This is a genomic window from Saccharopolyspora gloriosae (assembly GCF_022828475.1).
GTDB lineage: Bacteria > Actinomycetota > Actinomycetes > Mycobacteriales > Pseudonocardiaceae > Saccharopolyspora_C > Saccharopolyspora_C gloriosae_A.
On sequence record NZ_CP059557.1, the window covers coordinates 1,216,349 to 1,241,007 of the forward strand.

Annotated in this window: 19 protein-coding genes, 4 tRNA genes and 1 pseudogene; 19 read left to right on the forward strand and 5 right to left on the reverse strand. The window is 69.1% G+C overall.

Annotated features, from left to right (window positions below; all coding sequences use genetic code 11):
• The first annotated feature begins 6 nt into the window (after positions 1–6).
• The 5 genes from H2Q94_RS05235 to H2Q94_RS05255 all read left to right on the forward strand — a co-directional run bounded on the left by H2Q94_RS05235 (position 7) and on the right by H2Q94_RS05255 (position 6,472).
• A complete protein-coding gene (locus H2Q94_RS05235) occupies positions 7–267 on the forward strand; it encodes a DUF397 domain-containing protein (RefSeq protein ID WP_397545425.1) in 261 nt (86 codons plus the stop codon).
• Between the two features lie 216 nt (positions 268–483).
• Positions 484–2,073, forward strand: a complete 1,590-nt coding sequence (serA, locus tag H2Q94_RS05240; RefSeq protein WP_243792599.1) for a phosphoglycerate dehydrogenase — start codon at positions 484–486, stop codon at positions 2,071–2,073.
• Positions 2,074–2,319: 246 nt separating this feature from the next.
• The gene (locus H2Q94_RS05245) at positions 2,320–3,363 is read left to right on the forward strand and encodes a 3-isopropylmalate dehydrogenase (RefSeq protein ID WP_243792601.1); all 1,044 of its coding nucleotides are present in this window, start codon (positions 2,320–2,322) and stop codon (positions 3,361–3,363) included.
• A 566-nt stretch (positions 3,364–3,929) separates the two neighbouring features.
• Positions 3,930–5,573 carry a citramalate synthase gene (cimA, locus tag H2Q94_RS05250; RefSeq protein WP_243792604.1) on the forward strand — a complete coding sequence of 548 codons (1,644 nt, stop codon included), beginning with the start codon at positions 3,930–3,932 and terminating at the stop codon, positions 5,571–5,573.
• 122 nt (positions 5,574–5,695) lie between these two features.
• Positions 5,696–6,472 carry a fumarylacetoacetate hydrolase family protein gene (locus tag H2Q94_RS05255; protein WP_243792607.1) on the forward strand — a complete coding sequence of 259 codons (777 nt, stop codon included), beginning with the start codon at positions 5,696–5,698 and terminating at the stop codon, positions 6,470–6,472.
• A 132-nt stretch (positions 6,473–6,604) separates the two neighbouring features.
• Here H2Q94_RS05255 and H2Q94_RS05260 read toward each other — a convergent pair whose 3' ends face one another.
• Positions 6,605–7,837 carry an FAD-dependent oxidoreductase gene (locus H2Q94_RS05260; protein WP_243792609.1) on the reverse strand — a complete coding sequence of 411 codons (1,233 nt, stop codon included), beginning with the start codon at positions 7,835–7,837 and terminating at the stop codon, positions 6,605–6,607.
• A 125-nt stretch (positions 7,838–7,962) separates the two neighbouring features.
• On the opposite strand from H2Q94_RS05260, the gene gltX reads away from it, so the two are divergent.
• The 6 genes from gltX to H2Q94_RS05290 all read left to right on the forward strand — a co-directional run bounded on the left by gltX (position 7,963) and on the right by H2Q94_RS05290 (position 11,559).
• On the forward strand, positions 7,963–9,456 hold the full coding sequence (gene gltX, locus H2Q94_RS05265) for a glutamate--tRNA ligase (RefSeq protein ID WP_243792612.1): 1,494 nt from the start codon (positions 7,963–7,965) through the stop codon (positions 9,454–9,456).
• Between the two features lie 142 nt (positions 9,457–9,598).
• The gene (locus H2Q94_RS05270; protein ID WP_397545426.1) at positions 9,599–10,402 is read left to right on the forward strand and encodes an HAD family hydrolase; all 804 of its coding nucleotides are present in this window, start codon (positions 9,599–9,601) and stop codon (positions 10,400–10,402) included.
• A 205-nt stretch (positions 10,403–10,607) separates the two neighbouring features.
• Positions 10,608–10,679: transfer RNA gene (locus H2Q94_RS05275), tRNA-Gln, on the forward strand.
• 31 nt (positions 10,680–10,710) lie between these two features.
• Positions 10,711–10,783, forward strand: a tRNA-Glu gene (locus H2Q94_RS05280).
• Positions 10,784–11,097: 314 nt separating this feature from the next.
• Positions 11,098–11,170: transfer RNA gene (locus H2Q94_RS05285), tRNA-Glu, on the forward strand.
• A gap of 316 nt (positions 11,171–11,486) precedes the next feature.
• Positions 11,487–11,559: transfer RNA gene (locus H2Q94_RS05290), tRNA-Glu, on the forward strand.
• A gap of 70 nt (positions 11,560–11,629) precedes the next feature.
• Here H2Q94_RS05290 and H2Q94_RS05295 read toward each other — a convergent pair.
• A complete protein-coding gene (locus H2Q94_RS05295; RefSeq protein ID WP_243792616.1) occupies positions 11,630–12,331 on the reverse strand; it encodes an IclR family transcriptional regulator in 702 nt (233 codons plus the stop codon).
• 96 nt (positions 12,332–12,427) lie between these two features.
• On the opposite strand from H2Q94_RS05295, the pseudogene leuC reads away from it, so the two are divergent.
• From leuC to H2Q94_RS05320, 5 genes and pseudogenes are all read left to right on the forward strand, one after another.
• Positions 12,428–13,830 (forward strand): annotated as a pseudogene (gene leuC / locus H2Q94_RS05300) (3-isopropylmalate dehydratase large subunit).
• Between the two features lie 26 nt (positions 13,831–13,856).
• The gene (gene leuD, locus H2Q94_RS05305) at positions 13,857–14,459 is read left to right on the forward strand and encodes a 3-isopropylmalate dehydratase small subunit (RefSeq protein WP_243792619.1); all 603 of its coding nucleotides are present in this window, start codon (positions 13,857–13,859) and stop codon (positions 14,457–14,459) included.
• Between the two features lie 229 nt (positions 14,460–14,688).
• Positions 14,689–15,489, forward strand: coding sequence for an HU family DNA-binding protein (locus H2Q94_RS05310; RefSeq protein ID WP_243792622.1), 801 nt, complete (start codon positions 14,689–14,691; stop codon positions 15,487–15,489).
• 356 nt (positions 15,490–15,845) lie between these two features.
• Positions 15,846–16,670, forward strand: coding sequence for an IS5 family transposase (locus tag H2Q94_RS05315; protein ID WP_243788901.1), 825 nt, complete (start codon positions 15,846–15,848; stop codon positions 16,668–16,670).
• Between the two features lie 454 nt (positions 16,671–17,124).
• Positions 17,125–18,174 carry an IS481 family transposase gene (locus H2Q94_RS05320; RefSeq protein ID WP_243795548.1) on the forward strand — a complete coding sequence of 350 codons (1,050 nt, stop codon included), beginning with the start codon at positions 17,125–17,127 and terminating at the stop codon, positions 18,172–18,174.
• Here H2Q94_RS05320 and H2Q94_RS05325 read toward each other — a convergent pair.
• Together H2Q94_RS05325 and H2Q94_RS05330 are read right to left on the reverse strand one after the other, a co-directional pair.
• Positions 18,147–19,175, reverse strand: a complete 1,029-nt coding sequence (locus H2Q94_RS05325; protein ID WP_243792624.1) for an NUDIX hydrolase — start codon at positions 19,173–19,175, stop codon at positions 18,147–18,149. The genes H2Q94_RS05320 and H2Q94_RS05325 overlap by 28 nt on opposite strands.
• Positions 19,172–21,274 carry an RNA degradosome polyphosphate kinase gene (locus tag H2Q94_RS05330; RefSeq protein WP_243792626.1) on the reverse strand — a complete coding sequence of 701 codons (2,103 nt, stop codon included), beginning with the start codon at positions 21,272–21,274 and terminating at the stop codon, positions 19,172–19,174. Before H2Q94_RS05330 ends, H2Q94_RS05325 begins: the two co-directional genes overlap by 4 nt.
• Between H2Q94_RS05330 and H2Q94_RS05335 the strand changes: the two genes are divergently transcribed.
• A complete protein-coding gene (locus tag H2Q94_RS05335) occupies positions 21,216–21,893 on the forward strand; it encodes a pentapeptide repeat-containing protein (RefSeq protein ID WP_243792628.1) in 678 nt (225 codons plus the stop codon). The genes H2Q94_RS05330 and H2Q94_RS05335 overlap by 59 nt on opposite strands.
• Before the next feature lie 147 nt (positions 21,894–22,040).
• On the opposite strand, the gene cofC is transcribed toward H2Q94_RS05335, so the two are convergent.
• Positions 22,041–22,676 (reverse strand): 2-phospho-L-lactate guanylyltransferase, encoded by a 636-nt coding sequence (gene cofC, locus H2Q94_RS05340; protein WP_243792630.1) that lies wholly within the window; start codon positions 22,674–22,676, stop codon positions 22,041–22,043.
• Between the two features lie 119 nt (positions 22,677–22,795).
• Between cofC and H2Q94_RS05345 the strand changes: the two genes are divergently transcribed.
• Positions 22,796–23,581: a lysophospholipid acyltransferase family protein gene (locus H2Q94_RS05345; protein WP_243792633.1), complete on the forward strand. Its 786-nt coding sequence runs from the start codon at positions 22,796–22,798 to the stop codon at positions 23,579–23,581.
• Entirely contained in the window at positions 23,568–24,587 is a 1,020-nt protein-coding gene (locus H2Q94_RS05350; RefSeq protein WP_243792636.1) for an NAD(P)H-dependent glycerol-3-phosphate dehydrogenase, read from the forward strand. Before H2Q94_RS05345 ends, H2Q94_RS05350 begins: the two co-directional genes overlap by 14 nt.
• Positions 24,588–24,659 lie beyond the last annotated feature (72 nt).

Consider the following 24,659-nt stretch of genomic DNA (forward strand, 5'->3'; position numbering starts at 1 on the left):
CGCGGCGTGAGCGAAGAGACCAGTACGACAGTGGACGAACCGGTGGACGACAAGGCGCACATCCGGCACAAGCTGGACTTCACCGACGCGGAATGGATCACCAGCACCGAGGACGACGACGAACCGGGCGTGGAGATCGCCTTCGTCGACGGTTACATCGGCATGCGCAACGGTGCCGAACCCGAAGGCCCGGTCCTCGTTTTCACTCCCGAGGAATGGGACGCTTTCGTCGCCGGAGCCAAGGACGGCGAGTTCGACGAGCCGTGATCATTCTCCGCGCAATCAAGCGGCTGAGCTGCTAGAACACCTTCTTCTTTTGATCCGGCCGAACGCCGCCGCACACGCCCCCGGACGGCATGGAATGAGATTGGGATGCGTCACACCCTTGTGAACGAGTTCTCAATCTCCCGTTAAACTGCCTGACCGTCCGGGTACAACGCCGTGCCCAGCTACGACCGTGATCCCTCTCAATGGAGCGCGCCCGTGACCAATCGTCCTGTCGTCCTGATCGCCGAGAAGCTGGCCCCCTCCGTGCTCGAAGCGCTCGGAGATGAGGTCGAGATCCGCCACGTCGACGGCACGGACCGGCCGGCCCTGCTCGCTGCCGTCGCCGACGCCGACGCACTGCTGGTCCGCTCCGCGACCAAGGTCGACGCCGAGGTCCTGTCCGCCACGAGCAAGCTCAAGGTCGTCGCCCGCGCCGGCGTGGGCCTGGACAACGTCGAGGTGCCCGCCGCCACCGAGCGCGGCGTGATGGTGGTCAACGCCCCCACCTCCAACATCGTCTCCGCCGCCGAGCACGCGCTGGCGCTGCTGCTGTCGGTGGCCCGCAATGTGTCCGCCGCGGACGCGAGCCTGAAGGCGGGGGAGTGGAAGCGCAGCTCCTACAGCGGCGTCGAGCTCAACGGCAAGACCGTCGGCGTCGTCGGCCTCGGCAAGATCGGGCAGCTGTTCGCGCAGCGCATCGCCGCCTTCGGCACCAAGCTCATCGCCTACGACCCCTACGTGTCCGCCTCGCGCGCCGCGCAGCTGGGCATTGAACTGGTGAGCCTGGAGGACCTGCTGGCGCGGGCCGACGCGCTCTCCATCCACCTGCCGAAGACGGCCGAGACGCTGGGCCTGATCGGTGCGGAGGAGCTGAAGAAGGCCAAGAAGGGCCTGATCGTCGTCAACGCCGCTCGCGGCGGTCTCATCGACGAGGAGGCGCTGGCCGAGTCGATCCGCAGCGGCCACCTCGGCGGCGCGGGCATCGACGTCTACAAGACCGAGCCCACGACCTCCAGCCCGCTGTTCGAGCTGGACAACGTCGTCGCCACGCCGCACCTGGGCGCCTCCACCGCCGAGGCGCAGGACCGCGCGGGAACCGACGTGGCCCGCTCGGTGCTGCTGGCGCTGCGCGGCGACTTCGTCCCGGACGCGGTGAACGTGCAGGGCGGCGCCGTCGGCGAAGAGGTGCGCCCGTACCTGCCGCTGACCCAGAAGCTGGGGCAGTTGCTGTCGGCCGTGCTGGGCAGCACGCCGACCTCGGTGACCGTGGAGGCGCGCGGCGAGCTCGCCGACGAGGACGTGTCGGTGCTGCAGCTCGCGGCGCTGCGCGGCGTGTTCTCCGGGGCCGTGGACAGCCAGGTCACCTTCGTCAATGCGCCGCAGCTCGCCGAGGACCTCGGCGTCGAGGTCGAGGTGAAGACCACCTCGGAGAGCCCGCACCACCGCAGCGTCGTCACGGTGCGCGCAGGTCTCGCCGACGGGCGTTCGGCGGTCGTGTCGGGCGCGCTGTCCGGCGCGGACCTGGTGGAGAAGCTCATCGAGGTCAACGGCCGCCACTTCGACCTGCGGGCCGAGGGCAGCGTGCTGCTGCTGGAGTACCCGGACCGTCCCGGCGTGATGGGCAAGGTCGGCACCCTGCTCGGCGAGGTGGGCGTGAACATCGAGGCGGCCACCGTCAGCCAGACCACCGAGCGTTCCGACGCGATCATGCTGCTGCGGGTGGACCGTCCCGTCGAGGCAGGCGTGCTGGAGCCGATCGGTGCCGCCGTCGGCGCCCGCACGGTGCGGACCGTCGACTTCGAATGATCCGTTGATCGGGCGCTGAGGGCCGTTGAAGGTTCCCGGCGCCGGCGCGAAAAAGGGCCGCCACACCCGTGTGGGCGGCCCTTTTCGCGACCCGGCTCACCTGCATCACCCGTTCGAGTGTCCCGCCAATCGGGAAGCCTCGACCACTTGGTGGGTCCGGCGTGCCTGCGTGCGTGGCCTTGCCGGTAGCCTTCGGCGCAACAGTTCTAGCCCCGCGGTTCGGGGTGGTAGTCGGGAGGTGTGTACATGCGGCTCGCTGTGATCCCCGGTGACGGGATCGGGCCGGAAGTAGTGGCCGAGGCGCTCAAGGTGCTCGGTGAGGTCGTTCCCGATACCGAGATCACTCGATACGACCTGGGAGCCGCGCGCTGGCACGCGACCGGTGAGCTGCTACCGGAATCGGTGCTCACCGAATTGCGCCAGCACGATGCGATCCTGCTCGGTGCGGTCGGCGACCCCTCGGTGCCCAGCGGGATCCTCGAGCGGGGGCTGCTGCTGCGGCTGCGCTTCGAGCTCGACCACCACGTCAATCTCCGCCCAGCCCGGCTGTACCCGGGCGTGAAGAGCCCGGTCAACGACCCGGGTGAGATCGACATGGTGGTGGTGCGCGAAGGCACCGAAGGCCCGTACGCGGGCAACGGCGGGCTGCTGCGCAAGGACACCACGCACGAGATCGCCACCGAGGTCAGCCTCAACACGGCGTTCGGCGTGGAGCGGGTCGTGCGGGACGCGTTCGCCCGTGCCGCATCCCGTCCGCGCAAGCACCTCACGCTGGTGCACAAGACCAACGTGCTCACGCACGCCGGTTCCTTGTGGTCCCGCGTGGTCGAAGAGGTCTCGCTGCAGCACCCCGACGTGACGGTGGCCTACCAGCACGTGGACGCCACCACGATCCACTTGGTGACCGACCCGAGCCGGTTCGACGTGATCGTCACCGACAACCTGTTCGGCGACATCCTCACCGACCTGGCGGGCGCGGTCACCGGCGGCATCGGGCTGGCGGCGAGCGGCAACATCGACGCCACGCGCCGGAACCCGAGCATGTTCGAGCCGGTGCACGGCAGCGCGCCGGACATCGCCGGGCACGGTTCGGCGGACCCGACGGCCGCGGTGCTGTCGGTGGCGCTGCTGCTCGACCACGTCGGGCAGACCGAGGCGGCACGGCGGGTGGAGGCATCGGTGGCCTTCGACCTGGCGACTCGTGACCACTCGGCGCCGGGCGCGACCTTCGCCGTCGGCGATCGGCTGGCGGCGCTGGTGTCCTCCCGCGAGGTGGCCCAGCAGGCCTGATCCACGCACGCACAACGGGCGTCTTCCCTCCGGGGAAGGCGCCCGTTCTGCGTTCTGGGGTCGGGCCGTCCTGCATTGGTGGTCGGGTGGCGGAACCTCAGCCGTCTTCTCGCTGCGGGATCTTTTTCCCGAGTGGCTCCGCCACGAGGGAAAAAGCTGTCCTCGCGAGAAGACAGCTGAGAACCCGCGGCGGGTCGTTTTGCTCTGGTGGTCACTGCTCATCGGCTTCGCCGCTGACAGGAAGACGACCGGAGGCTCGCTCGGCTGCGGCCTAAGGCGACATCAACCTTGGTGCGCGGGTTGGTGTGAGCGGCCAGGGGAGCCGTTCGGGGTGTGGGGCGGTTCGACCAGGTGGTGACGGGTGGCCGGGTTGTGGCAGCATACGGGCGTGGCCATCAGCTCCCTGATCATTATTGGACCGCGCGCCGGGTGACGACTCCGCACCCCCGGCGCGCAGACCTCTCGCATTGTCGCGGGGGGTCTTTTTTGTGCCCGGAAACTCCCGCCACGCAGCGTGGCGACCGGCCCGCCGAGGCATCGACATCGAAGCCGACAGGAGACGTCCAGTGACTCGCACGACCCCGACAGCTTCCCCCTTGGGCGACGAATTCCACGTCTACGACACCACGCTGCGCGACGGAGCCCAGCGGGAAGGGATCTCCTACTCGGTTCCGGACAAGATCGCGGTCGCCCGGCTGCTGGACTCCCTCGGCGTCGGCTTCATCGAAGGCGGCTGGCCCGGCGCGCTGCCGAAGGACACCGAGTTCTTCGCCCGCGCCGCCGCCGGTGAACTGGAACTGCGCCACGCCGCGCTCGTCGCCTTCGGCGCCACCCGCCGGGCCGGGGCGCAAGCGCACGAGGACCCGCAGGTGCAGGCGCTCGCCGCCTCCGGTGCCCCGGTCGTCACGCTCGTGGCCAAGTCCGACCGCAGGCACATCGAACGCGCGCTGCGCACCAGCGTGGACGAGAACTGCGCCATGGTCGCCGACACCGTGCGCTACCTGGTCGGTGAGGGGCGCCGCGTGTTCGTCGACGCCGAGCACTTCTTCGACGGCTACGCCCACGACCCGGACTGCTCGCTGCGCGTGCTGGAGGCCGCGGTGACCGCCGGCGCCGATGTGGCGGTGCTCTGCGACACCAACGGCGGGCAGCTGCCCACCGGGCTCGCCGACACCGTGCGGGAAGTCGTGGCGCGCACCGGATTCCGCGTCGGCATCCACTGCCAGGACGACACCTCCTGCGCCGTGGCGAACTCGGTCGCGGCGGTGCAGGCGGGCGCGACACACGTGCAGTGCACCGCGAACGGTTACGGGGAACGCGCGGGCAACGCCGACCTGTTCGCCGTGCTCGGCAACCTCACGACGAAGCTGGACATGCCGGTGCTGCCTGCGGGCAGGATCGCCGAGCTCACCCGCGTCTCGCACGCGCTCACCGAGATCGCCAACCTCGCCCCGGACACCCACCAGGCCTACGTGGGCGCGTCGGCGTTCGCGCACAAGGCCGGACTGCACGCCAGCGCGATCAAAGTGGACCCGGAGCTCTACAACCACCTCGACCCGGCCGTCGTGGGCAACAAGATGCGGGTGCTGGTCACCGAAATGGCCGGGCGGGCGAGCCTCGAACTCAAAGGCGCCGAGCTCGGGCTCGACCTGACGGACTCGCCGACGGCCGTCAGCGCAGCGGTGCGCAAGGTCAAGGAGCTGGAGGCGCGCGGCTGGTCCTTCGAAGCCTCCGACGCCTCGCTGGAACTGTTGCTGCGCCGCGAACTCACCGCGGCGGGCGACGAGGACGCGGGCGAGCACGACGCACCGTTCGACCTGGAGTCCTACCGGGTGGTGCTCGATCACCGGCCGGACGGCGCGGTCGTGTCGGAGGCGACGGTGAAGGTGCACGTGGCGGGCAGCCGGGTGATCGCCACCGCCGAGGGCAACGGCCCGGTGAACGCGCTGGACGCCGCGCTTCGGGAGGCGCTCGTGCCGCGATTGCCGTGGCTGGACTCGGTGGAACTGGTGGACTACAAGGTCCGCATCCTCACCGATGCCTCCGGGACGGACGCGGTGACGCGGGTGCTGGTCGAGTCCCGCGACGGCGAGGACGAGTGGACCACGGTCGGCGTGCACGGCAGCATCGTCGAGGCGAGTTGGCTGGCCCTGTGCGACGCCCTCGCCTACAAGGCACTGCGGCACAACGCGATCGCCGAGACGCGGTGAGGTGGGCCGCCGTTCGGGCGGGAACGGCCCGGGCGGCGGCACCGCATAGGCTGGGAGGGTTCGTTCCGTCCGAGCACGAGCGAGCCGAATGCGAAACAACCGGGAACGAAAAGAGGTCCGCCGTGCGCCTGGCCCGAGTCGCCCACTCCGATGGAGTGTCGTTCGTCGCGCTGGAACCCGATCCGTCCGCGCCGCAGGAGAAGGTGCTGGCCATCGAGATCGACCAGCACCCGTTCGGCGACCCCACCTTCACCGGGCGCAAGTGGCCGATGGCCGACGTCCGCCTGCTCGCGCCGATCCTGCCCAGCAAGGTGATCTGCGTCGGGAAGAACTACGCGGACCACGCGAAGGAGATGGGCGGTGCGGCGCCGGAGAACCCGGTCATCTTCATGAAGCCGTCCACCTCGGTGACGAGCCCGAACGCGCCGATCAAGCTGCCGCCGAACTCGGAACGGGTGGACTACGAGGGCGAGCTCGCGGCCGTCATCGGCCAGCCCTGCAAGGACGTTCCCGAAGCCCGCGGTCTTGAGGTGATCCTGGGCTACACGATCGCCAACGACGTCACGGCCCGGGACCAGCAGCAGGCGGACGGGCAGTGGACGCGCGCCAAGGGCTACGACACGTTCTGCCCGCTGGGACCGTGGATCGACACCTCCGTCGACCCGGCGGACCTGGGCTTGCGCACCGAGCTCGACGGGGAGCTCAAGCAGGAGTCGCGGACGTCGCTGATGCTGCACGACGTCGCCGGGCTCGTGTCGTGGGTCTCGCGCGTCATGACGCTGCTGCCGGGTGACGTGATCCTCACCGGCACGCCCGCCGGGGTCGGGCCGGTGCAGTCGGGGCAGAGCGTCTCGGTCTCCATCGACGGCCTGGGCACCCTCACCAACCCGGTGCAGTAACCCGCGGCACAGGTGAATGTCGCGTTCGCCCAATAGGAATGGGCGCAGGAGGCGTCACCCGCCGAGGTTTTCCAGGTGAATGTCCCGTTCGCCCAATGCGTGGGCTGATGGGACATTCACCTGCTGCGGAGTTCACTTCCGCACCGCCTCGCGCGGTGGGCGTTCGCGGAGCGCTCCGTAAGCCAGCACGTACGGCGGGAGCATGCGCAGCGCGGGCATCCGCGTGATCAGCCGCAACGGGAGTGGCAGCCGGGCCGACCCGAAGTCGATGGCGCCGCGCAGACCGGGCTCGACCCCGTTGCGGTGCAACACCTTCTGCAACCCCTGGATCAGCACGGTCGTCGGCCAGCGCCTGCGTTGGATCGCCGCCACGTGCCTGCGGCGCAACCGGCCCTCCCGCAGCGGAGTCGCCAGGTGGCGGGCGGCGGCCACCGCGTCCTGCACGGCCAGGTTGATGCCGATGCCGCCGACCGGGGACATCGCATGCGCCGCGTCCCCGATGCACAACAGGCCCGGAACGTGCCACTTGCTCAGCCGGTCGAGCGTGACGTGCAGCAGCTTCACGTCGTCCCAGTCCTCGACCAGTTCGCGGCCGTCGTCCAGCCACGGCACGAGGTGACGCAGCCGCCGGTTGAACTTCTCGATCGGCGCGGACCGGCCGTCGGCGTCGGTGTTCTTCTCGATGATCGAGGCCGTCTGGTAGTAGTCGCCGCGGTCGATCAGCGCCGTGAACGTGCGGTCGCGGATCAGCCCGACCAGCCCGGACGGATCGTCTTCCTTGCGCGGCACCCGGAACCAGCGCACGTCCATCGGGGTGGGGAAGTCCCGCAGCCCGAGCTCCGGCAGCCGCCGGGCGAGCGAATCCCGTCCGTCGCAGGCGACGGTGATGTCGGCGCGCAGCTCCCCGGTGGTGCCGTCGGCCTCGCGGTAGTGCACGCCGTTGACCCGGCCGCCCTCCCGGATCAGCCCGGTGACCTCGGTGCGCATCCGGAGTGAGAAGCCGTCCTCCTGCTTCGCCTCGTCCGCGAGCAGGTCCAGCAGGTCCCACTGCGGGACCAGCGCGACGTAGTTGTACTTGATCGGCAGCAGCCGGAAGTCGCCGATGGTGATGAAACCGCCGTCTTCGCCGACGGGCAGCCGCACCGTCTCCATCCGGCGCTGCGGCAGCTCGGCGAACCGTTCCGCCAGCCCCAGGTCGTCCATGAGTTGCAGCGTCGTCGGATGCACGGTGTCGCCGCGGAAGTCGCGGAGGAAATCACCGTGCTTCTCCAGGACGGTGACCCGCACCCCGGACCGGGCCAGCAGCAGACCCAGGACCATGCCCGCGGGACCCCCGCCGATGATGCAGCAAGTCGTGCGCTCCATTGCGATCACTCCTACCCGACGACGAACGCTGAGATCGTTATTCAACGTGCGTTGAATAATCTCAGGGTGCTCCTTCCGGAGTCGCTGGTCAACCACCTCACCCCGCCGGATATGGTGGAAGCGTCATGAGCACGCCAGAGTTCGCCACACCAGCGCCCGGAACCGTCCGCGCCCGGTTCTGCCCGTCACCGACCGGCACACCGCACGTCGGGCTCATCCGCACCGCCCTGTTCAACTGGGCTTTCGCCCGGCACCACGAAGGCACCTTGGTGTTCCGCATCGAGGACACCGACGCCAGCCGGGACAGCCAAGAGTCCTACGACGCGCTACTCGAAGCGCTGCGGTGGCTCGGCCTCGACTGGGACGAAGGTCCCGGAGTCGGCGGCGAACACGGGCCGTACCGGCAGAGCGAGCGCAAAGAGATCTACGCCGACATCGCGCAGCGCCTGCTGGCCGCCGGTGAGCTCTACGAGGCGTTCTCCTCGCCCGAAGAGGTCGAAGCCCGGCACCAGGCCGCAGGCCGCGACCCCAAGCTCGGCTACGACAACTTCGACCGCGACCTCACCGACGAGCAGAAGGCCGCCCACCGCGCCGAAGGCCGCACACCCGTGCTGCGGCTGCGGATGCCGGAACACGACATCACCTTCACCGACCTCGTCCGCGGCGACATCACCTTCCGCGCAGGCACCGTGCCCGACCCGGTGCTGGTGCGCGGCAGCGGAGACGCGCTCTACACGCTCACCAACCCCGTCGACGACGCGCTCATGCGCATCACGCACGTGCTGCGCGGCGAAGACCTGCTCTCCTCGACGCCGCGGCAGATCGCGCTCTACGAGGCGCTGCGGCGCATCGGCGTCACCGACTTCATCCCCGAGTTCGGGCACCTGCCGTTCGTCATGGGCGAAGGCAACAAGAAGCTCTCCAAGCGCGACCCCGCTTCCGACCTGTTCCACCACCGGGACCGCGGATTCCTGCCCGAAGGACTGCTCAACTACCTCGCGCTGCTCGGCTGGTCCATCGCCGACGACCGCGACGTGTTCACCCTCGACGAAATGGTCGAAGCCTTCGACATCAGCCGGGTCAGCGGCAACCCCGCCCGGTTCGACCAGAAGAAGGCCGACGCGATCAACTCCGCGCACCTGCGGGCGCTCGCCCCGGACGACTTCGTGCAGCGCGTCGTGCCCTACCTGATCGACGGCGGCGTGCTCGACGACGAGCCGACCCAACAGCAGCTCGACACCGTGCGGGCCGCCGCGCCGCTCGTGCAGGAACGGCTCATCGTGCTCTCCGACGCCGTCGGCATGCTGCGATTCCTGTTCGCGGGCGAGGACTTCGCACCCGAAGAGGCCTCCGCGAACAAGGCGCTCGGCGAAGACGCCCGGCCCGTGCTCGACGCCGCCATCGGCGCGCTCGACGCCCTTCCCGAATGGACCACCGAAGCCATCGAAGCGGCGCTGAAAGAGTCCGTCGTGGACGGACTCGGCATCAAACCGCGCAAGGCCTTCGCGCCCGTCCGGGTAGCCGTCACCGGCCGCACCGTCTCGCCGCCGCTGTACGAATCCATGGAACTGCTCGGCCGCGACGTCTCGCTGAACCGGCTCCGCCGCGCGCTCGTCTGATCAGCAGCACGATTCCAGCGACCGGGTGATGTCCCCAGTGGACGTCACCCGGTACTGGTACCTCGACTAAACCGTGTCAGGCCAACGACTATCACCGTCTTGGCCGAGGCGGACACCGCCGGTGAACCCCTAGCCTCTCGGGGTGACATCCGTGCCGCACCCTCCGACCACGCCTGAACTCGGCCGCATCAAAGCCGTGTGCCTGGACATCGACGACACCCTTCTCGACAACGCCGCCTCCTCCCGCCTCGGCCTGCGCGCCCTCATCGGCAACGACGCCGCCTGGCCCGTGTGGCGCCACACCACCGAAGACCACTACGAGCGATACGTCGCAGGCGAAGTGGACTTCGCCACCATGTGCGTCGAACGCACCCGCGCCTTCTTCGCCGCCTTCGGCGAACAGATCAGCGACGCCGAAGCAACCGCCCGCGAAGACCACCGGATGGCCGCCATGCAAGCCGCCTGGTGCCTGTTCGACGACGCGCTGCCCTGTCTCGAATGGATGCGCGCCAGCGGCCTGCAACTCGCCGTCATCACCAACGCGCCCAGCGCCTACCAACGCAAGAAGATCAGCCGCACCGGACTCGCCGGAACCTTCGACAGCATGCTCATCTCCGGTGAACTCGGTGTCGCCAAACCGGATCCGCGGATCTTCCACGCCGCCTGCGACGCCCTCGACGCCGCCCCGCACGAAGTCGTGCACGTCGGCGACCGGCTCGACACCGACGCGCTCGGCGCCGCCGACGCCGGCCTGCACGGCGTCTGGCTCAACCGCAACGGCACCGAACACGCGCCGCCCGAGGGCGTATCCATGATCACCAGCCTCGCCGAGCTCCCCGAACTGCTCGTCTGCGACCTGCCGTTCGCCCCCGGAATCCCCGGCCGACCCGACCCCGGCGCCACGGCACCACACGAGACCACGCGCATCGGCGCGCTCACCCGCTGACCGAGCCCGGCCCGCGAGACGACGACGTCCACCCGCGACAGCACACCCGAAACCCAGCCCTCACCAGGGAAATCGACCCAACAGGGGGGTGCTGTCACGGCGGCGCGGGCCATGCTCTACTATTTTCATCAGCAAGGCGGACAGCGACAAACAGGTCGGACTTCCTCCAGAAGCCCGGACATAGCTCGCTGGACACCGAAGCCGATGGGGTATGGTGTAATCGGCAGCACGACTGATTCTGGTTCAGTTAGTCTAGGTTCGAGTCCTGGTACCCCAGCGGAACGATCAGTATTGATCGTTCGTTCTAGGGCCCCGTCGTCTAGCGGCCTAGGACACCGGCCTCTCACGCCGGCGGCGCGGGTTCGAATCCCGTCGGGGCTACAGAAGTGTGTTCAGCGCCCACCCCTTTGGGGTGGGCGCTTTTCCGTTTCCGCGCTTTGTCTGGGGGGCGACCCCCCAGGCCCCCACGGTGCGGGGGTTGGGTTTTGTGGGGCGGTTGTGCTTGGGGTGGTGGGGGTTTCGGCTCGCGCTTTGCGCATTGGCTGTGTGGGGTCGGGGTTTGTGGGGATTGGTGTGTGTGTGTGTGTGTGTGGGCTTGGGCTTGGGCTTTGCTTGGGCTTTGCTTGGGCTTTGTTTGGGGTGGGGGTGGGTGTTTGGGGGAGGGTGGGGGTGTTGTAAAGTTTCTTGTGTAGCGCGGTCCCGTCGTCTAGCGGCCTAGGACACCGGCCTCTCACGCCGGCGGCGCGGGTTCGAATCCCGTCGGGGCTACAGAAGTGTGTTCAGCGCCCACCCCTTTGGGGTGGGCGCTTTTCCGTTTCCGCGCTTTGTCTGGGGGGCGACCCCCCAGGCCCCCACGGTGCGGGGGTTGGGTTTTGTGGGGCGGTTGTGCTTGGGGTGGTGGGGTTTCGGCTCGCGCTTTGCGCATTGGCTGTGTGGGGTCGGGGTTTGTGGGGGATTGGTGTGTGTGTGTGTGTGTGTGTGGGCTTGGGCTTGGGCTTTGCTTGGGCTTTGCTTGGGCTTTGTTTGGGGTGGGGGTGGGTGTTTGGGGGAGGGTGGGGGTGTTGTAAAGTTTCTTGTGTAGCGCGGTCCCGTCGTCTAGCGGCCTAGGACACCGGCCTCTCACGCCGGCGGCGCGGGTTCGAATCCCGTCGGGACTACAGAGGTACAGCTGCTGGAGCCCCACTTCCTTTTGGGAGTGGGGCTCCAGTTTTTTGCTTGTTCTGCTTGTTATAGGCGGTTTTGCAGGCCCTCTGTTGCCGCTAGCAGGTCTGCTGCCCAGCGGGAGCCTGGGCGGCGGCCCATTCGGTCTATCGGGCCTGAGACCGAGATGGCTGCCACCACTCCGCCTTGGGAGTCCCTCACGGGGGCCGAGACGCTTGCTACGCCCGACTCCCGTTCTGCGACGCTTTGCGCCCAGCCCCTTCTTCTCACCTCTAGGAGAGTTCGCTCCCCGAAGACCGCTTCCGCCAGTACCGCGCGTTGTGTCGCCGGGTCCGCCCAGGCCGCCAAAACCTTGGCGCCGGAGCCGGCGACCATCGGAAGGGTGCTGCCGACGGGGACCGTGTCCCGCAAGCCGCTGGGAGGTTCCGCGGAAGCGATGCACAAGCGCTGCATGCCGTCCCTGCGGTAGAGCTGGACGCTTTCGCCGGTGATGTCCCGCAATTTGGGCAGGATCGTGGAGGCCGCCTCCAGCAACGGATCGACGGCGCCGCCCGCCAGCTCCGCCAGCGCGGCACCGGGGCGCCACCGCCCATCCGAACCGCGGCGCAGCAGGCGGTGCACCTCCAAGCCCACGGCCAGCCGATGCGCGGTCGCCCTGGGCAGGCCCGTGCGCCCGCACAACTCCGTCAAACCGCACGGTTCGCCCGCCACGGCCTGCAACACGGCCACTGCCTTGTCCAACACTCCGATGCCGCTATGCTGTCCCACGTACCGATACTAACTTCTCGGTATCTGAGAAGTCCACTCTTTGGGACAGTGCCCCGGAACCGGGGTGCGACCACCACATCTCGATGGGGAGGAGCGATGGGCAACACGCTCGCGGAGAAGGTCTGGGGCGGCCACATCGTGCGCCGAGGCGAAGGTCATGAGCCCGACCTGCTCTACATCGACCTCCACCTCGTGCACGAAGTCACCAGCCCGCAGGCGTTCGAAGGGCTGCGGCTGGCGGGCCGGCCGGTCCGCCGACCCGACCTCACGATCGCCACCGAGGACCACAACGTGCCCACCACCGGCATCGATCTGCCGATCGCCGACCCGGTGTCGCGGACTCAGGTGGACACCTTGCGGCGCAACTGCGAGGAATTCGGCGTCCGCCTGCATCCGATGGGCGACGCCGAGCAGGGCATCGTGCACGTGGTGGGGCCGCAGCTGGGACTCACCCAGCCCGGCACCACGGTGGTGTGCGGCGACAGCCACACCTCCACCCACGGGGCGTTCGGCGCGCTCGCGTTCGGCATCGGCACCTCCGAGGTGGAGCACGTGCTGGCCACCCAGACGCTGCCGCTGCGCCCGTTCAAGACCATGGCCATCAACGTCGAAGGCACGCTGCGGCCGGGCGTGACGAGCAAGGACATCATCCTCGCCGTCATCGCCCGGATCGGCACCGGCGGCGGGCAGGGCTACGTCCTGGAATATCGCGGCGAAGCGATCCGGCAGCTGTCCATGGAATCCCGCATGACGGTCTGCAACATGTCCATCGAAGCGGGCGCCCGCGCCGGGATGATCGCCCCCGACGAGACGACCTTCGAGTACCTCAAGGGCCGCCCGCACGCGCCGGAGGGCGCAGACTGGGACGCGGCCGTCGAGTACTGGAAAACGCTGCGCACCGACGAAGACGCCGAGTTCGACGCGGAAGTCACCATCGACGCCGACGCGCTCACGCCGTTCGTCACGTGGGGTACCAACCCCGGGCAGGGGCTGCCGCTGGGGACCGGATCCCCGATCCGGCGGCCATCGGCGACGACTCCGAGCGCTACGCCGTCGAGAAGGCGCTCGCCTACATGGGTCTCGAAGGCGGCACGCCGCTGCGTGAGGTCGCCGTGGACACCGTCTTCCTCGGTTCCTGCACCAACGGCCGCATCGAGGACCTGCGGGCCGCAGCGGCCGTGCTGGACGGGCGCAAGGTGGCCCAGGACGTGCGGATGCTGGTGGTGCCCGGCTCGATGAAGGTCCGGCTGCAGGCCGAGACCGAAGGGCTCAACGAGGTTTTCACCGCGGCGGGCGCCGAATGGCGTTCGGCGGGCTGCTCCATGTGCCTGGGGATGAACCCCGACCAGCTCGCCCCCGGCGAGCGCAGCGCCTCCACCTCGAACCGCAACTTCGAAGGACGGCAAGGCAAAGGCGGCCGCACCCACCTGGTCTCCCCGCTGGTCGCCGCAGCCACCGCGGTTCGCGGAACCCTGTCGTCGCCCGACGACCTCGACTGATTCGCCACGACCCGAAAGGAGCAACGATGGAACCGTTCACCCAGCACACCGGCGTCGGCGTTCCGCTGCGGCGGTCCAACGTGGACACTGACCAGATCATCCCTGCCGTGTACCTCAAGCGGGTCGCGCGCACCGGGTTCGAGGACGCGTTGTTCGCCGCGTGGCGCAACGACGACAGTTTCATCCTCAACAACGACGCCTTCCGCAACGGCAGCGTGCTGGTGGCCGGACCCGACTTCGGCACCGGATCGTCGCGCGAGCACGCCGTTTGGGCGCTCAAGGACTACGGCTTCCGAGTGGTCATCTCCTCTCGGTTCGCCGACATCTTCCGCGGCAACTCCGGCAAACAGGGGCTGCTCGCGGCCGAGTGCTCTCAGTCCGATGTGGAACTGCTCTGGAAGCTGCTGGAGAACGAGCCCGGCACCCAGGTGACCGTCGATCTGGAAGAGCGGACCGTGCAGGCGAAAGACCTCACCGTCCCGTTCGCCATCGACGACTACACCCGCTGGCGGCTGCTGGAAGGGCTCGACGACATCGGTTTGACCCTGCGCCACGCCGAGACGATCGACACGTACGAGAAAACCCGCCCTTCCTTCAAGCCGGCGACGCTGCCCGCCCGCGCGGGCTGAGCCGGATCCGGCCGCGGAGCCTTTTCTCCTTGCTGCGCAGGGAAAATCGGTTTCGCGGCCGGTGTTCACAACCTGACCGGGAAACCCGGCGATACGAGCCCTGAGCCGCCGAAAGCCCCACGCCCCAACGAAAAAATGGGGCGTGGCGAATGGCATTCGGCAGTTCGGGGCTTTACCGTGGGTTTTGAGTCGGCCCGACGGGGCCGTTGTTGTCCTGGGAGGGACTGAAGTGAACAAAGCCCAACTCATCGAGGCACTCGCGGAACGCCTCGGCGACAAGAAGACCGCCAGTCAGGCGGTAGAGGGCGTCGTGGACCTCATCGTCCGCAACGTCAACAAGGGCGAAAAGGTCAACATCACCGGCTTCGGTGTCTTCGAGAAGCGTGCACGTGCCGCCCGCACCGCGCGCAACCCGCGCACCGGCGAGGCCGTCAAGGTGAAGAAGACCAACGTCCCGGCATTCCGCGCCGGCACCCAGTTCAAGGAAGTCGTGGGCGGCAGCCGGAAACTGCCCCGCGCGACCGCCGCGAAGTCGGCGGGCACCAAGTCCGCGGGCACCCGCACCACCGCGACGAAGACCGCGGGCACCGGGCGTGCCGCGGCCAAGTCCACCGGTACGGCGACCAAGGCTCCTGCCACCAAGGCGGCGGGCACCCGCAGCACGGCCAAGACGGCGGCAGCCACCAAGACCGCGCCGAAGAAGGCCGCCACCACGCGGTCCAGCGCGAAGCCGGCCGCCACCAAGGCCGCGCCGAAGACGGCGGCGGGCAGCAAGGCCACCGCGGCCAAGTCCACCGGCACCAAGGCGACCGCGACCAAGGCCGCCACCGGCAAGACCACGGCTTCCAAGGCCACGGCGAGCAAGGCGGCGCCGAAGAAGGCCGCCACCACCAAGGCCGCGCCGAAGGCCGCCGCCACGAAGTCGACCGCCAAGGGCTCCGCCGCGAAGACCTCGGCGGCCAAGACGTCGACCTCGACCGCCAAGGCCTCCGCGGGCAAGACGACCGCGCGCAAGACCGCCAAGAAGTGAGCGCTCGCCGCCTGAGCGAGCCGAATTTCGCAGGCGTTCGCGGGTGGCGTCCCCGCACACGGCGCAGCGTCACCCGCGCCACGCGCGGCGGCGGAGCGACGTGCGGCCCCGGTACCCGTGCCACGGGCACCGAGGCCTCGCACGGATCACAGTGCTCCGACGGTTCTCAGCGATGATCCCGGTGCGATCGCGAAGGCGATCGGGCCGGGATCATCGCCGTTCCACCCCAAAACCTTCGCCCACCGACGAAGTCGTGCACTCGATGGCGAAGCCACGCGCTTAGGGGTCCTTGCAGAATGATCTTGTTTTGGCATGGTGGGGGTGTGTGTTGATCGCGTTTGTGGTTGGAGCGTGGGATGTCTCGCCCGAGGCCGTGGGAGGTCAGTGACGAGCTGTGGGCGGTGATCGCACCGTTGCTGCCCAGGCATGAACGAAGGTTTCGGCATCCGGGGCGGTGTCGGATCGATGACCGTAAGGCGTTGCAGGGTGTGTTGTTCGTGCTCTACACCGGTATCCAGTGGGAGTTCCTGCCCCAGGAACTCGGGTTCGGTTCGGGCTCGACGTGCTGGCGCCGGTTGGCGGAGTGGCAGCAGGCCGGTGTCTGGGAACAGCTGGAGGAGGTCCTGCTGGCCAAGCTGCGTGCGGCCGATCAGCTGGATTTCTCCCGCGCAGTGGTGGACTCCTCGCAGATCCAGGCCAAACGAGGACGTGGTTCCCCAAAAGTGGGCAAGAGCCCGGTTGATCGGGGCAGGCCGGGCTCGAAACACCACATCATCACCGACGCCCGCGGAACCCCGCTACAAGTGCTGCTGACCGGCAGCAACCGCAACGACGTCACCCAGCTGATACCGCTGATCGAGGCGGTCCCACCGGTACGCGGAGTCCGAGGCCGACCCCGCCGCACACCCCGTCACGTCTACGCCGACCGCGGCTATGACCACGACAAATACCGGCACCAGCTACGGGACCGCAACATCACACCCCGCATCGCACGTCGCGGTGATCAGCACGAATCCGGCCTCGGCACACTCCGCTGGGTCGTCGAAGCCGCCTTCGCCTGGCTCCACGGTCCCCGCAAACTCCGCATCCGCTGGGAAACCCGCGACGACATCCACGAAGGCCTACTCCACCTCACCCACTGCATGATCCTCGCCCGCAAACTCCTTGCCACAGCATTCTGAAAGGACCCCTTAGGCGACGAAGTCCGCGAAGGACGGCGAATCCCCGCCTGCTGCCCGGCCCAAGCCCGTGCTTCACGGCAAAGCCGTGCCTGACGCCGCAGCCGTGCAGTGGGCGGCGAAGCCCGCGAAGGGCGGGCGAAGCCCCGCCTGCCTCGCGGCGATAGCCGTGCCTTGCGGCCGAAGGCCGTGCCTGTATGTGCGAAGCACATAGCCCACGTCACAAAGCCGACCACCGGCGGGTTCTCAGCGGCCTTCTCGCGAGGACGGCTTTTTCCCTCGTGGCGGAGCCACTTGGGAAAAAGATCCCGCAGCGAGAAGGCCGCTGAGGTTCCGCTACCTGTTGTGTCTCGGGAGGTTGTGAACGGGGGACACGGGGCGGATGATCTTGGAATGAGTGAGGACCTCCGGGTTCGGTGTGGATCACGACATCTGCACCGAATACCTGGAGGTCCTCGTGTGTCACCGTAACGCTCCGTTGACTGAGACGGGCAGGCTGCGTCTGGCTCGGTGTGTCGTGGACGATCGCTGGCCGTTGCGGCGTGCGGCTGAGCGTTTCCAAGTCTCGCCCAGCACCGCGCAACGGTGGGCGGATCGGTATCGCACCGAGGGCGAGGCGGGGATGGCAGACCGGTCCTCGCGTCCGCATCACAGTCCGCGGCGCACTCCGTCGCGCACCGAGCGGCGGATCATCAAGGTCCGGGTGATCCGCCGGTGGGGGCCGGCACGGATCGCGTTTTTGCTGGGCTTGAACCCGGCTACCGTGCACCGGGTCTTGGGCCGCTACAGGCTGGCCCGGCTCGCACACCTGGACCGGGCCACCGGGCGGGTGATCCGCCGCTACGAGTACCCGCAGCCCGGCGGCCTCGTCCACGTCGACATCAAGAAAGTCGGCAACGTCCCCGACGGCGGCGGCAGCAAAGTCCTCGGCCGCCAGGCCGGCAGCCACAACAGCCAGGCCACCGTCACCGACCGCCGCCGCGCCGGCGGGAAGAAACCCGCCATCGGCTACAGCTACCTGCACAACGCCGTCGATGACCACTCGCGGCTTGCCTACACCGAAATCCTTCCCGACGAGACACGCGAAACCGCCGCCGCGTTCTGGCAACGAGCACACACATTCTTCACCGATGCCGGGATCACCGTGCTCCGAGTACTGACCGACAACGGCTCCTGCTACCGCTCCCACCTCTGGACCGCCACACTCACCGCCGCCGGCATCACACACCTCCGCACCCGCCCCTACCGACCCCAAACCAACGGCAAAGTCGAACGCTACAACCGCACCCTGCTCGACGAATGGGCCTACGCCCAGCTCTACCTCTCCGACACCGAACGCCGAAACGCCCTCCCACACTGGCTCCACACCTACAATCACCACCGCGGCCACACCGCACTCGGCGGCCACCCACCCGCCAGCCGCGTCCCCAACCTCACAAGACACAACAGCTACCCGACCACCAAAGCAAAAAGACCCGCTCAACCCCCAGAAGGATCGGCCAAGTAAGTGGCCGATACGAGGCGTAGGAGCGGGCCGGAGCCGTTGCCGGTGTGGGCGTCGCGGCTGAAGCGCAGCGTCCACACGCTTCCCTTGGCGCTGACCACGTCGCCGCTGACGGCCTCGCCCACCGTGGCCGTGTCGCCCACTGCCTCGCCCGGCTCGGCCGGGTGCAGCGCGGCGGACTCCACCAGGCGAGTCACCAGGTCCGGGATCACGCCGCCTTGGCTGCACACGACCGCGGTGCCCGAGCCCGCGGCGATCCGCAGCAACCGGTGCACGGCCGCGTCCGGATCGGCCTGGTAGCCCTCTTCGGACAGCAGCGGCTCCGGGGCGACCTCGATGCCCAGGTCCGCCGCCACCGGCTCCACCGTCTGCGCGCAGCGAATCCGCGGGGCCGCGTACACCCGTTCCGGGCCGAACAGCGGCAGCCAGGAGCTCAGCGCGTCGCGTTGCCTGCGGCCCGCTCCGGACAGCGGGCGCCGGGTGTCGTCGTCGTCGAAGTCCGATCGTTTCCCGGCCTTCGCGTGCCGAACCAGCAGCAGCGTCACCGGATCGTCGGGCAGCGCCGTGAACTCGTCCAGCACGTGCCGGTCCTGGGGGTAGCTCAGCAGTTCCCGCGCCTTCGGCAGCGCCGTCCACACGAGTTCGTCGACCTCGTCGTTGACCTCGAAGTGGCCGTCGCCCGCGCGGGCCGTGAAGTAGTCCACCTGCTTGCCGGTGTCGCCGTCGGCTCCCGGCACCTCGTAGCTGACCCGGCTCAGGAAACCGGCGAGCACGCAGCCGAACCCGGTCTCCTCCAGCACTTCTCGCGCCGCGGCGTGCGCGGAGGTCTCACCCGGATCGAGCTTTCCCTTCGGCAGCGACCAATCGTCGTACCGCGGCCGGTGCACCACGGCCACCTCGGGCGTCCCGTCGGCACGCGGGCGCCACAACACGGCGCCCGCGGCGTGGACCGTCACCGGCCGGCTCGTCGTCATCGGCTGTTCCGGTTCGTGCTGAGCGGTCATGACACCTTCGCCCCGTGCTGGCGCAACATTTCCGCCTGGTGGTCGCGAACCTGCTCACCGCTGCGCGGCGAGGCCTCCCAGTCGCCCTTGGCGTTGAGCACCCAGCAGCGCGTCGACGGGTGCAGCGCCGAATCCAGCATCGCGTCCAGCTGCTCGGTCAGCTTCGGGTCGACCACCCGCACCTGCGCCTCGATACGGCGATCCAGGTTGCGGTGCATCATGTCCGCGCTGCCGATCCAGCGTTCGTCGATGCCGACGAAGTGGAACACCCGCGAGTGCTCCAGGAAACGGCCCAGGATCGACCGCACTTCGATGTTCTCGCTGAGGCCCTCGACCCCGGCCTGCAGCGCGCAGATGCCGCGCACCACGATCCGGATCGGCACGCCCGCCAGCGAAGCCCGGTACAGCGCGTCGATGATCTGCTCGTCGACCAGCGAGTTGACCTTCATCCGGATTCCGCACGGCTGCCCGGCGCGGGCGCGCTCGGCCTCCGCTTCGATGCGTTCCACGATGCCGAGCCGGATGCCGTACGGCGACACCAGGATCCGCCGGTACGTGCCGTGCCGGGCGTAGCCGGTGAGCACGTTGAACAGGTCGGTGAGGTCCGCGCCCACTTCGGGGGCGGCCGTCAGCAGACCCAAGTCCTCGTAGGTGCGGGCCGTCTTCGGGTTGTAGTTACCGGTGCCCAGGTGGCAGTAACGGCGGATCGTGGCGCCTTCCTGGCGCACCACCAGTGCCGTCTTGCAGTGCGTTTTCAGGCCTACCAGGCCGTAAACCACGTGCACGCCGGAACGTTCCAGGGTGCGCGCCCACTGGATGTTGGCCTGCTCGTCGAAGCGGGCCTTCAGCTCGACCAGCGCCACCACCTGCTTGCCCGCTTCGGCGGCGTCGATCAGCGCGTTCACGATCGGCGAGTCGCCGGAGGTGCGGTACAGCGTTTGCTTGATGGCCAGCACGTGCGGGTCGGCGGCGGCTTGCTCGATGAACCGCTGCACCGACGTGGAGAACGCGTCGTACGGGTGGTGCACCAGCACGTCGCCTTCGCGCAGCGTCGCGAAGATGCTCTTCGGCGTCTGGCCCTCCGCGAACGCCGGGTGCGTGGCGGGCACGAACGGCGGGTTCTTCAGGTCCGGGCGTTGCAGCTTGTCCAACTGGAACAGGCAGGACAGGTCCAGCAGCCCCGGCACCTCGACCACGTCGTGCGCGTCGACTTCGAGCTCCCGCAGCAGGAGTTCGAGCATCGTCTCGCTCATCGTGTCGGTGACTTCCAGGCGCACCGGCGGGCCGAACCGGCGCCGCGCCAGTTCCCGCTCCATGGCTTGCAGCAGGTCCTCGTCGCGGTCCTCCTCCACTTCGAGGTCCGCGTTGCGGGTGACCCGGAAGATGTGGTGGTCGCTGATGTCCATGCCGGGGAACAACTTGTCCAGGTGCGCGGCGATGAGTTCTTCCAGCGGCAGGAACGTCGCCCGCTCGTTCTCCCGATCGGCTTCCACGCGGATCAGCCGCGGCACGTTGTCGGGGACTTTCACGCGGGCGAACCGGCGCAGGCCCTCCTCCGGGTCGCTGACGGTGACCGCGAGGTTCAGCGACAACCCCGAGATGTACGGGAACGGGTGCGCGGGGTCGACCGCCAGCGGTGTGAGCACCGGGAAGATGTGGTCATCGAAGTAGCGGCCCAGCACTCCCCGCTCGGGTCCGTCGAGCTGTTCCCAGCGCATGATCTGGATGCCGTTGGCCTCCAGCTCCGGAACCAGCTCGTCGAGGAAGGTGCGGCCCAGTTTCTCGGTGAGGTCCTGATTGCGGGCCGCGATGCGGGCGAGCTGCTCGTGCGGGGTGAGCCCGTCGGCGCTGCGCACCGACAGCCCGGTCTCCTCGCGGCGCTTCAGGCCCGCGACGCGGACCATGTAGAACTCGTCCAGGTTGGAGGCGAAGATCGCCAGGAACTTGGCGCGTTCCAGGACCGGCTGCGAGGGGTCCTCGGCGACCGCGAGCACGCGGGCGTTGAAGTCCAGCCAGGACAGCTCGCGGTTGAGGTAGCGGTTGTCGGGCAGGTCGGTGCTGGCGGCGGCGCGGGTCACCGCCGGCGGCACGGCGGGCACGCGGGCGCCTTCGCCGTTGACGGGCTGCTTCGGTGCCGGGGGAATCTCTGGGGCGACGTTGGTGCTCGTCGTGGTGGTGGCGGGCTTCGCGGTTCGCGTCCGGGACGTGCTCGGCTTCGCGGCGGGGGAGCCCGTGCTGCGCGGGGCGGCCTTGGCCGTGGAGGTGCGTGTGGTGGATTTCGCGGAGGCGGACCTGGAAGTCGTGGATTTGGCTCCGCTGGATTTCGCGGCCGTGGACTTGGCGGCAGTGGACTTGGCGGCCGTGGTTTTCGCGGCCGTGGACTTGGCGGCCGTGGATTTCGCGGCCGTGGATTTCGCGGCCGTGGACTTAGTGCCCGTGGACTTCGCAGCGGTGGACTTGGGCGTCGTCGACTTGGATGTCGTGGACTTCGCCGTGCCGGACCTCGTGGTTCCGGTCTTCGTCGTGCCGGATTCCGCCGCACCGGACTTCGCCGCGCCGCGCTTCGCAGCCGTCCCGGACGTGCCGGACGACCGCGACCCGGCCGATCTCGTGGGCGTGGACTTCGCCCCGGAGTCCACATCGCCGGAACCGTCCGGTCGAGCCGCCGCCTTCTGCCTGGTCGTCCGGCTCCCGCGGCCGGATTTCGACGAGTTCTGACGAGCACCGGCGGACCCGGCGGTCGACGAGGTCGGGCGTTGCACGGAGTCACTGATCTCGTGATCGCTGCTGTCGGTACTCACAACGTCCATTCTCACCCATGTCATGGCCGTCTCTCGACCTTTGTCACAGGGAACACCACACAGGTCAGCGCGGTTTCCCGGCGGCACCCGCCAGCCACGCCATGGTGCGCTCACCGAGCCCGATGCCGGTCGCCCGGCGCAGATCCGCCGCAGTGTCCACATCGCAGCGCAACGACTCCCAGCCGCCGTCCAACGTCCGAGCCCCGGAGGACGCGTGCGCCGCGGCCGAACCCGGCCCGAACCGGGGCGTGAGCGCGCCGCCCACGCCTGCCAGCAGCAGCGTCGTTCCCGTTCCCAGGTGATCCGCGCTGAACGCCCGATCCGGCCCGGCCTGGACCAGCGCCGCCGCCAGTTCCACGGGGCGCAGCGCCGGAAGATCCGCTTGCAATGCCCCGATCCGGGCCGTGCCGCGCGAGCGCAGCACCCGCTCCCCGTGCTCCAACGCCGGATTGAGCCCCGCCCCCGGATCGTCGGGCACGACCTCCACGCCGTCGGCGGCGAACGACTCCGCCAGCCGCGGATCGGAGGTCACCACCAGCACCGCCCGCACCCCCGGAGTGCGCCGTGCGGCGTCCACCGTGTCGTGCGCGACCGCGCTCACCAGATCCGCGTGCTGCGCGGCCGGCCGATCGCCGCGCAACCGGGACTTCGCCAGGTGCAGCGGCTTGATCGGTACCAGCAAGGACACTCCGACGCTCATCCCGTCATCCTCCGCTTCGCCGTCGATCATCGAGTATGCCCGCCGCGAACCGACCGCTCGCCGGGCAAGAGCGTGGGCCGGGTAACTTGACAGCCGCTCTAGGGCGAGAGGAGACAGGCGTGGCGGAACCGGCAAGCCTCAAGCGGCCGCGCAAGCGGACCAAGGAACGGCCTCCGACGCTGATGGGGCGGTTCTGGCTGCGGCTGGCGGCGATCGTGTTCTACCCGGCGACCTCACTGCTGTCCCGCGTTCGGGTGCACGGGTTGGCGAACATTCCGGCCACCGGCCCGGCGATCCTGGTCCTCAACCACATCTCGCACCTGGACCCGGTGTACGACGCGGTCACCGTGCACCGTGCGGCGCGGATCCCGCGGTTCATGGCCAAGAGCACGCTGTGGAACGTGCCGGTGCTGCGCAACGTGCTCATCGGAGTCGAACAGATCCCCGTGTTCCGGCGGACCGCCGACGCGCGCAAGAGCCTGGAATCGGCGCACGACGCGCTCGAAGTGGGCAAGGTCGTGATCCTCTACCCGGACGGGACGGTCACCAAGGACCCCGAGGGCTGGCCGATGATCCCGAAGCCCGGCGTGGCCCGGCTCGCCCTGGAGCACGACGTCCCGATCCTGCCCGCCGCCCGCTGGGGCACCCGCGACATCTACGACCACTACGCGAAGAAGTTCCGACCTTTCCCGCGGAAAACGGTCCACGTGCGGATCGGTGAGCCGCTGGACCTGTCCGAATTCCACGGCAAGTCCGCTGACGCCCACACGCTGCGCGCCATCAGCGAGGCCGCGATGAACCGAGTCCGCGAACTGCTCAGCGAGATCCGCGAGCAGCAGCCGCCGGAAGAGTTCTACTCACCGGCCCGCAGCCAGCAGACCCGGAGCGACGATGACGGGGCCTGAGCCCGCGGCCCCCAAGATCACGGTGCTGGGCGCCGGTTCCTGGGGCACCACCTTCGCGAAGGTCCTCGCCGATGCGGGCAGCGACGTCACGCTGTGGGCACGCCGCGCGGAAGTCGCGGAACGGATCAACACCGAGCACCACAACCCCGGCTACGTGCCCGGCGTCGCGCTGCCCGCCGCGCTGCGGGCCACCGACGACGCCGCCGAGGCGATGCACGGCGCCGAGGCAGTGGTGCTCGCCGTGCCCAGCCAGACGTTGCGGGAGAACCTGGCGGGCTGGCAGCCGCTGCTGCCGCCGGACGCCACGCTGGTCAGCCTCGCCAAAGGCGTCGAACTCAGCACCCTCAAGCGGATGAGCGAGGTCGTCGCCGAGGTCGCAGACGTGCCGATGGACCAGGTCGCCGTGGTCTCCGGCCCGAACCTGGCCATGGAGATCGCCACCGAGCAGCCCACCGCGACCGTCGTCGCCTGCACCGACCACGACCGTGCCGTCGCGCTGCAGGCCGCGTGCTCCACCGGCTACTTCCGGCCGTACACCAACACCGACCTGGTGGGCATCGAGCTGGCCGGGGCGTGCAAGAACGTGATGGCGCTGGCGTGCGGCATGGCCGCCGGGCTCGGCTACGGGCAGAACACGATGTCCTCGCTGATCACCCGCGGGCTGGCGGAGACGACGCGGCTGGGCGCCGCGCTCGGAGCGGAGCCGATGACCTTCGCGGGGCTCGCCGGGCTGGGCGACCTGGTCGCCACCTGCACCTCGCCGTTGTCGCGGAACCGGACCTTCGGGGAACGGCTCGGGCGCGGCGAGACGCTGGCGCAGGCGCAGGACGCCACGAACGGCCAGGTCGCGGAGGGCGTGAAGTCCTGCTCGTCCATCCGGGAACTCGCCGCCCGGCACGGCGTGGAAGTGCCGATCACCGAGGTGGTGCACCAGGTGTGCCACGAGGGGCTCGGGCCGGTGCCGGGTGCGGCGATGCTGCTGGGACGGGAACCCAAACCGGAGTGAACCGGCACCGCCCCGTTGCGGACGGGCACCTCGTGGACGCCTAGATTGCGTGAGCACGGGTTCGTACGGGGA

Coding starts and splice junctions, on each gene's coding strand:
- gltX (WP_243792612.1), top strand. CDS start 7,963: ATGAGCACGCCAGAGTTCGCCACACCAGCGCCCGGAACCGTCCGCGCC.
- H2Q94_RS05350 (WP_243792636.1), top strand. CDS start 23,568: ATGACGGGGCCTGAGCCCGCGGCCCCCAAGATCACGGTGCTGGGCGCC.
- H2Q94_RS05315 (WP_243788901.1), top strand. CDS start 15,846: ATGTCTCGCCCGAGGCCGTGGGAGGTCAGTGACGAGCTGTGGGCGGTG.
- leuD (WP_243792619.1), top strand. CDS start 13,857: ATGGAACCGTTCACCCAGCACACCGGCGTCGGCGTTCCGCTGCGGCGG.
- H2Q94_RS05245 (WP_243792601.1), top strand. CDS start 2,320: ATGCGGCTCGCTGTGATCCCCGGTGACGGGATCGGGCCGGAAGTAGTG.
- H2Q94_RS05260 (WP_243792609.1), bottom strand. CDS start 7,837: ATGGAGCGCACGACTTGCTGCATCATCGGCGGGGGTCCCGCGGGCATG.
- cofC (WP_243792630.1), bottom strand. CDS start 22,676: ATGAGCGTCGGAGTGTCCTTGCTGGTACCGATCAAGCCGCTGCACCTG.
- H2Q94_RS05325 (WP_243792624.1), bottom strand. CDS start 19,175: ATGACCGCTCAGCACGAACCGGAACAGCCGATGACGACGAGCCGGCCG.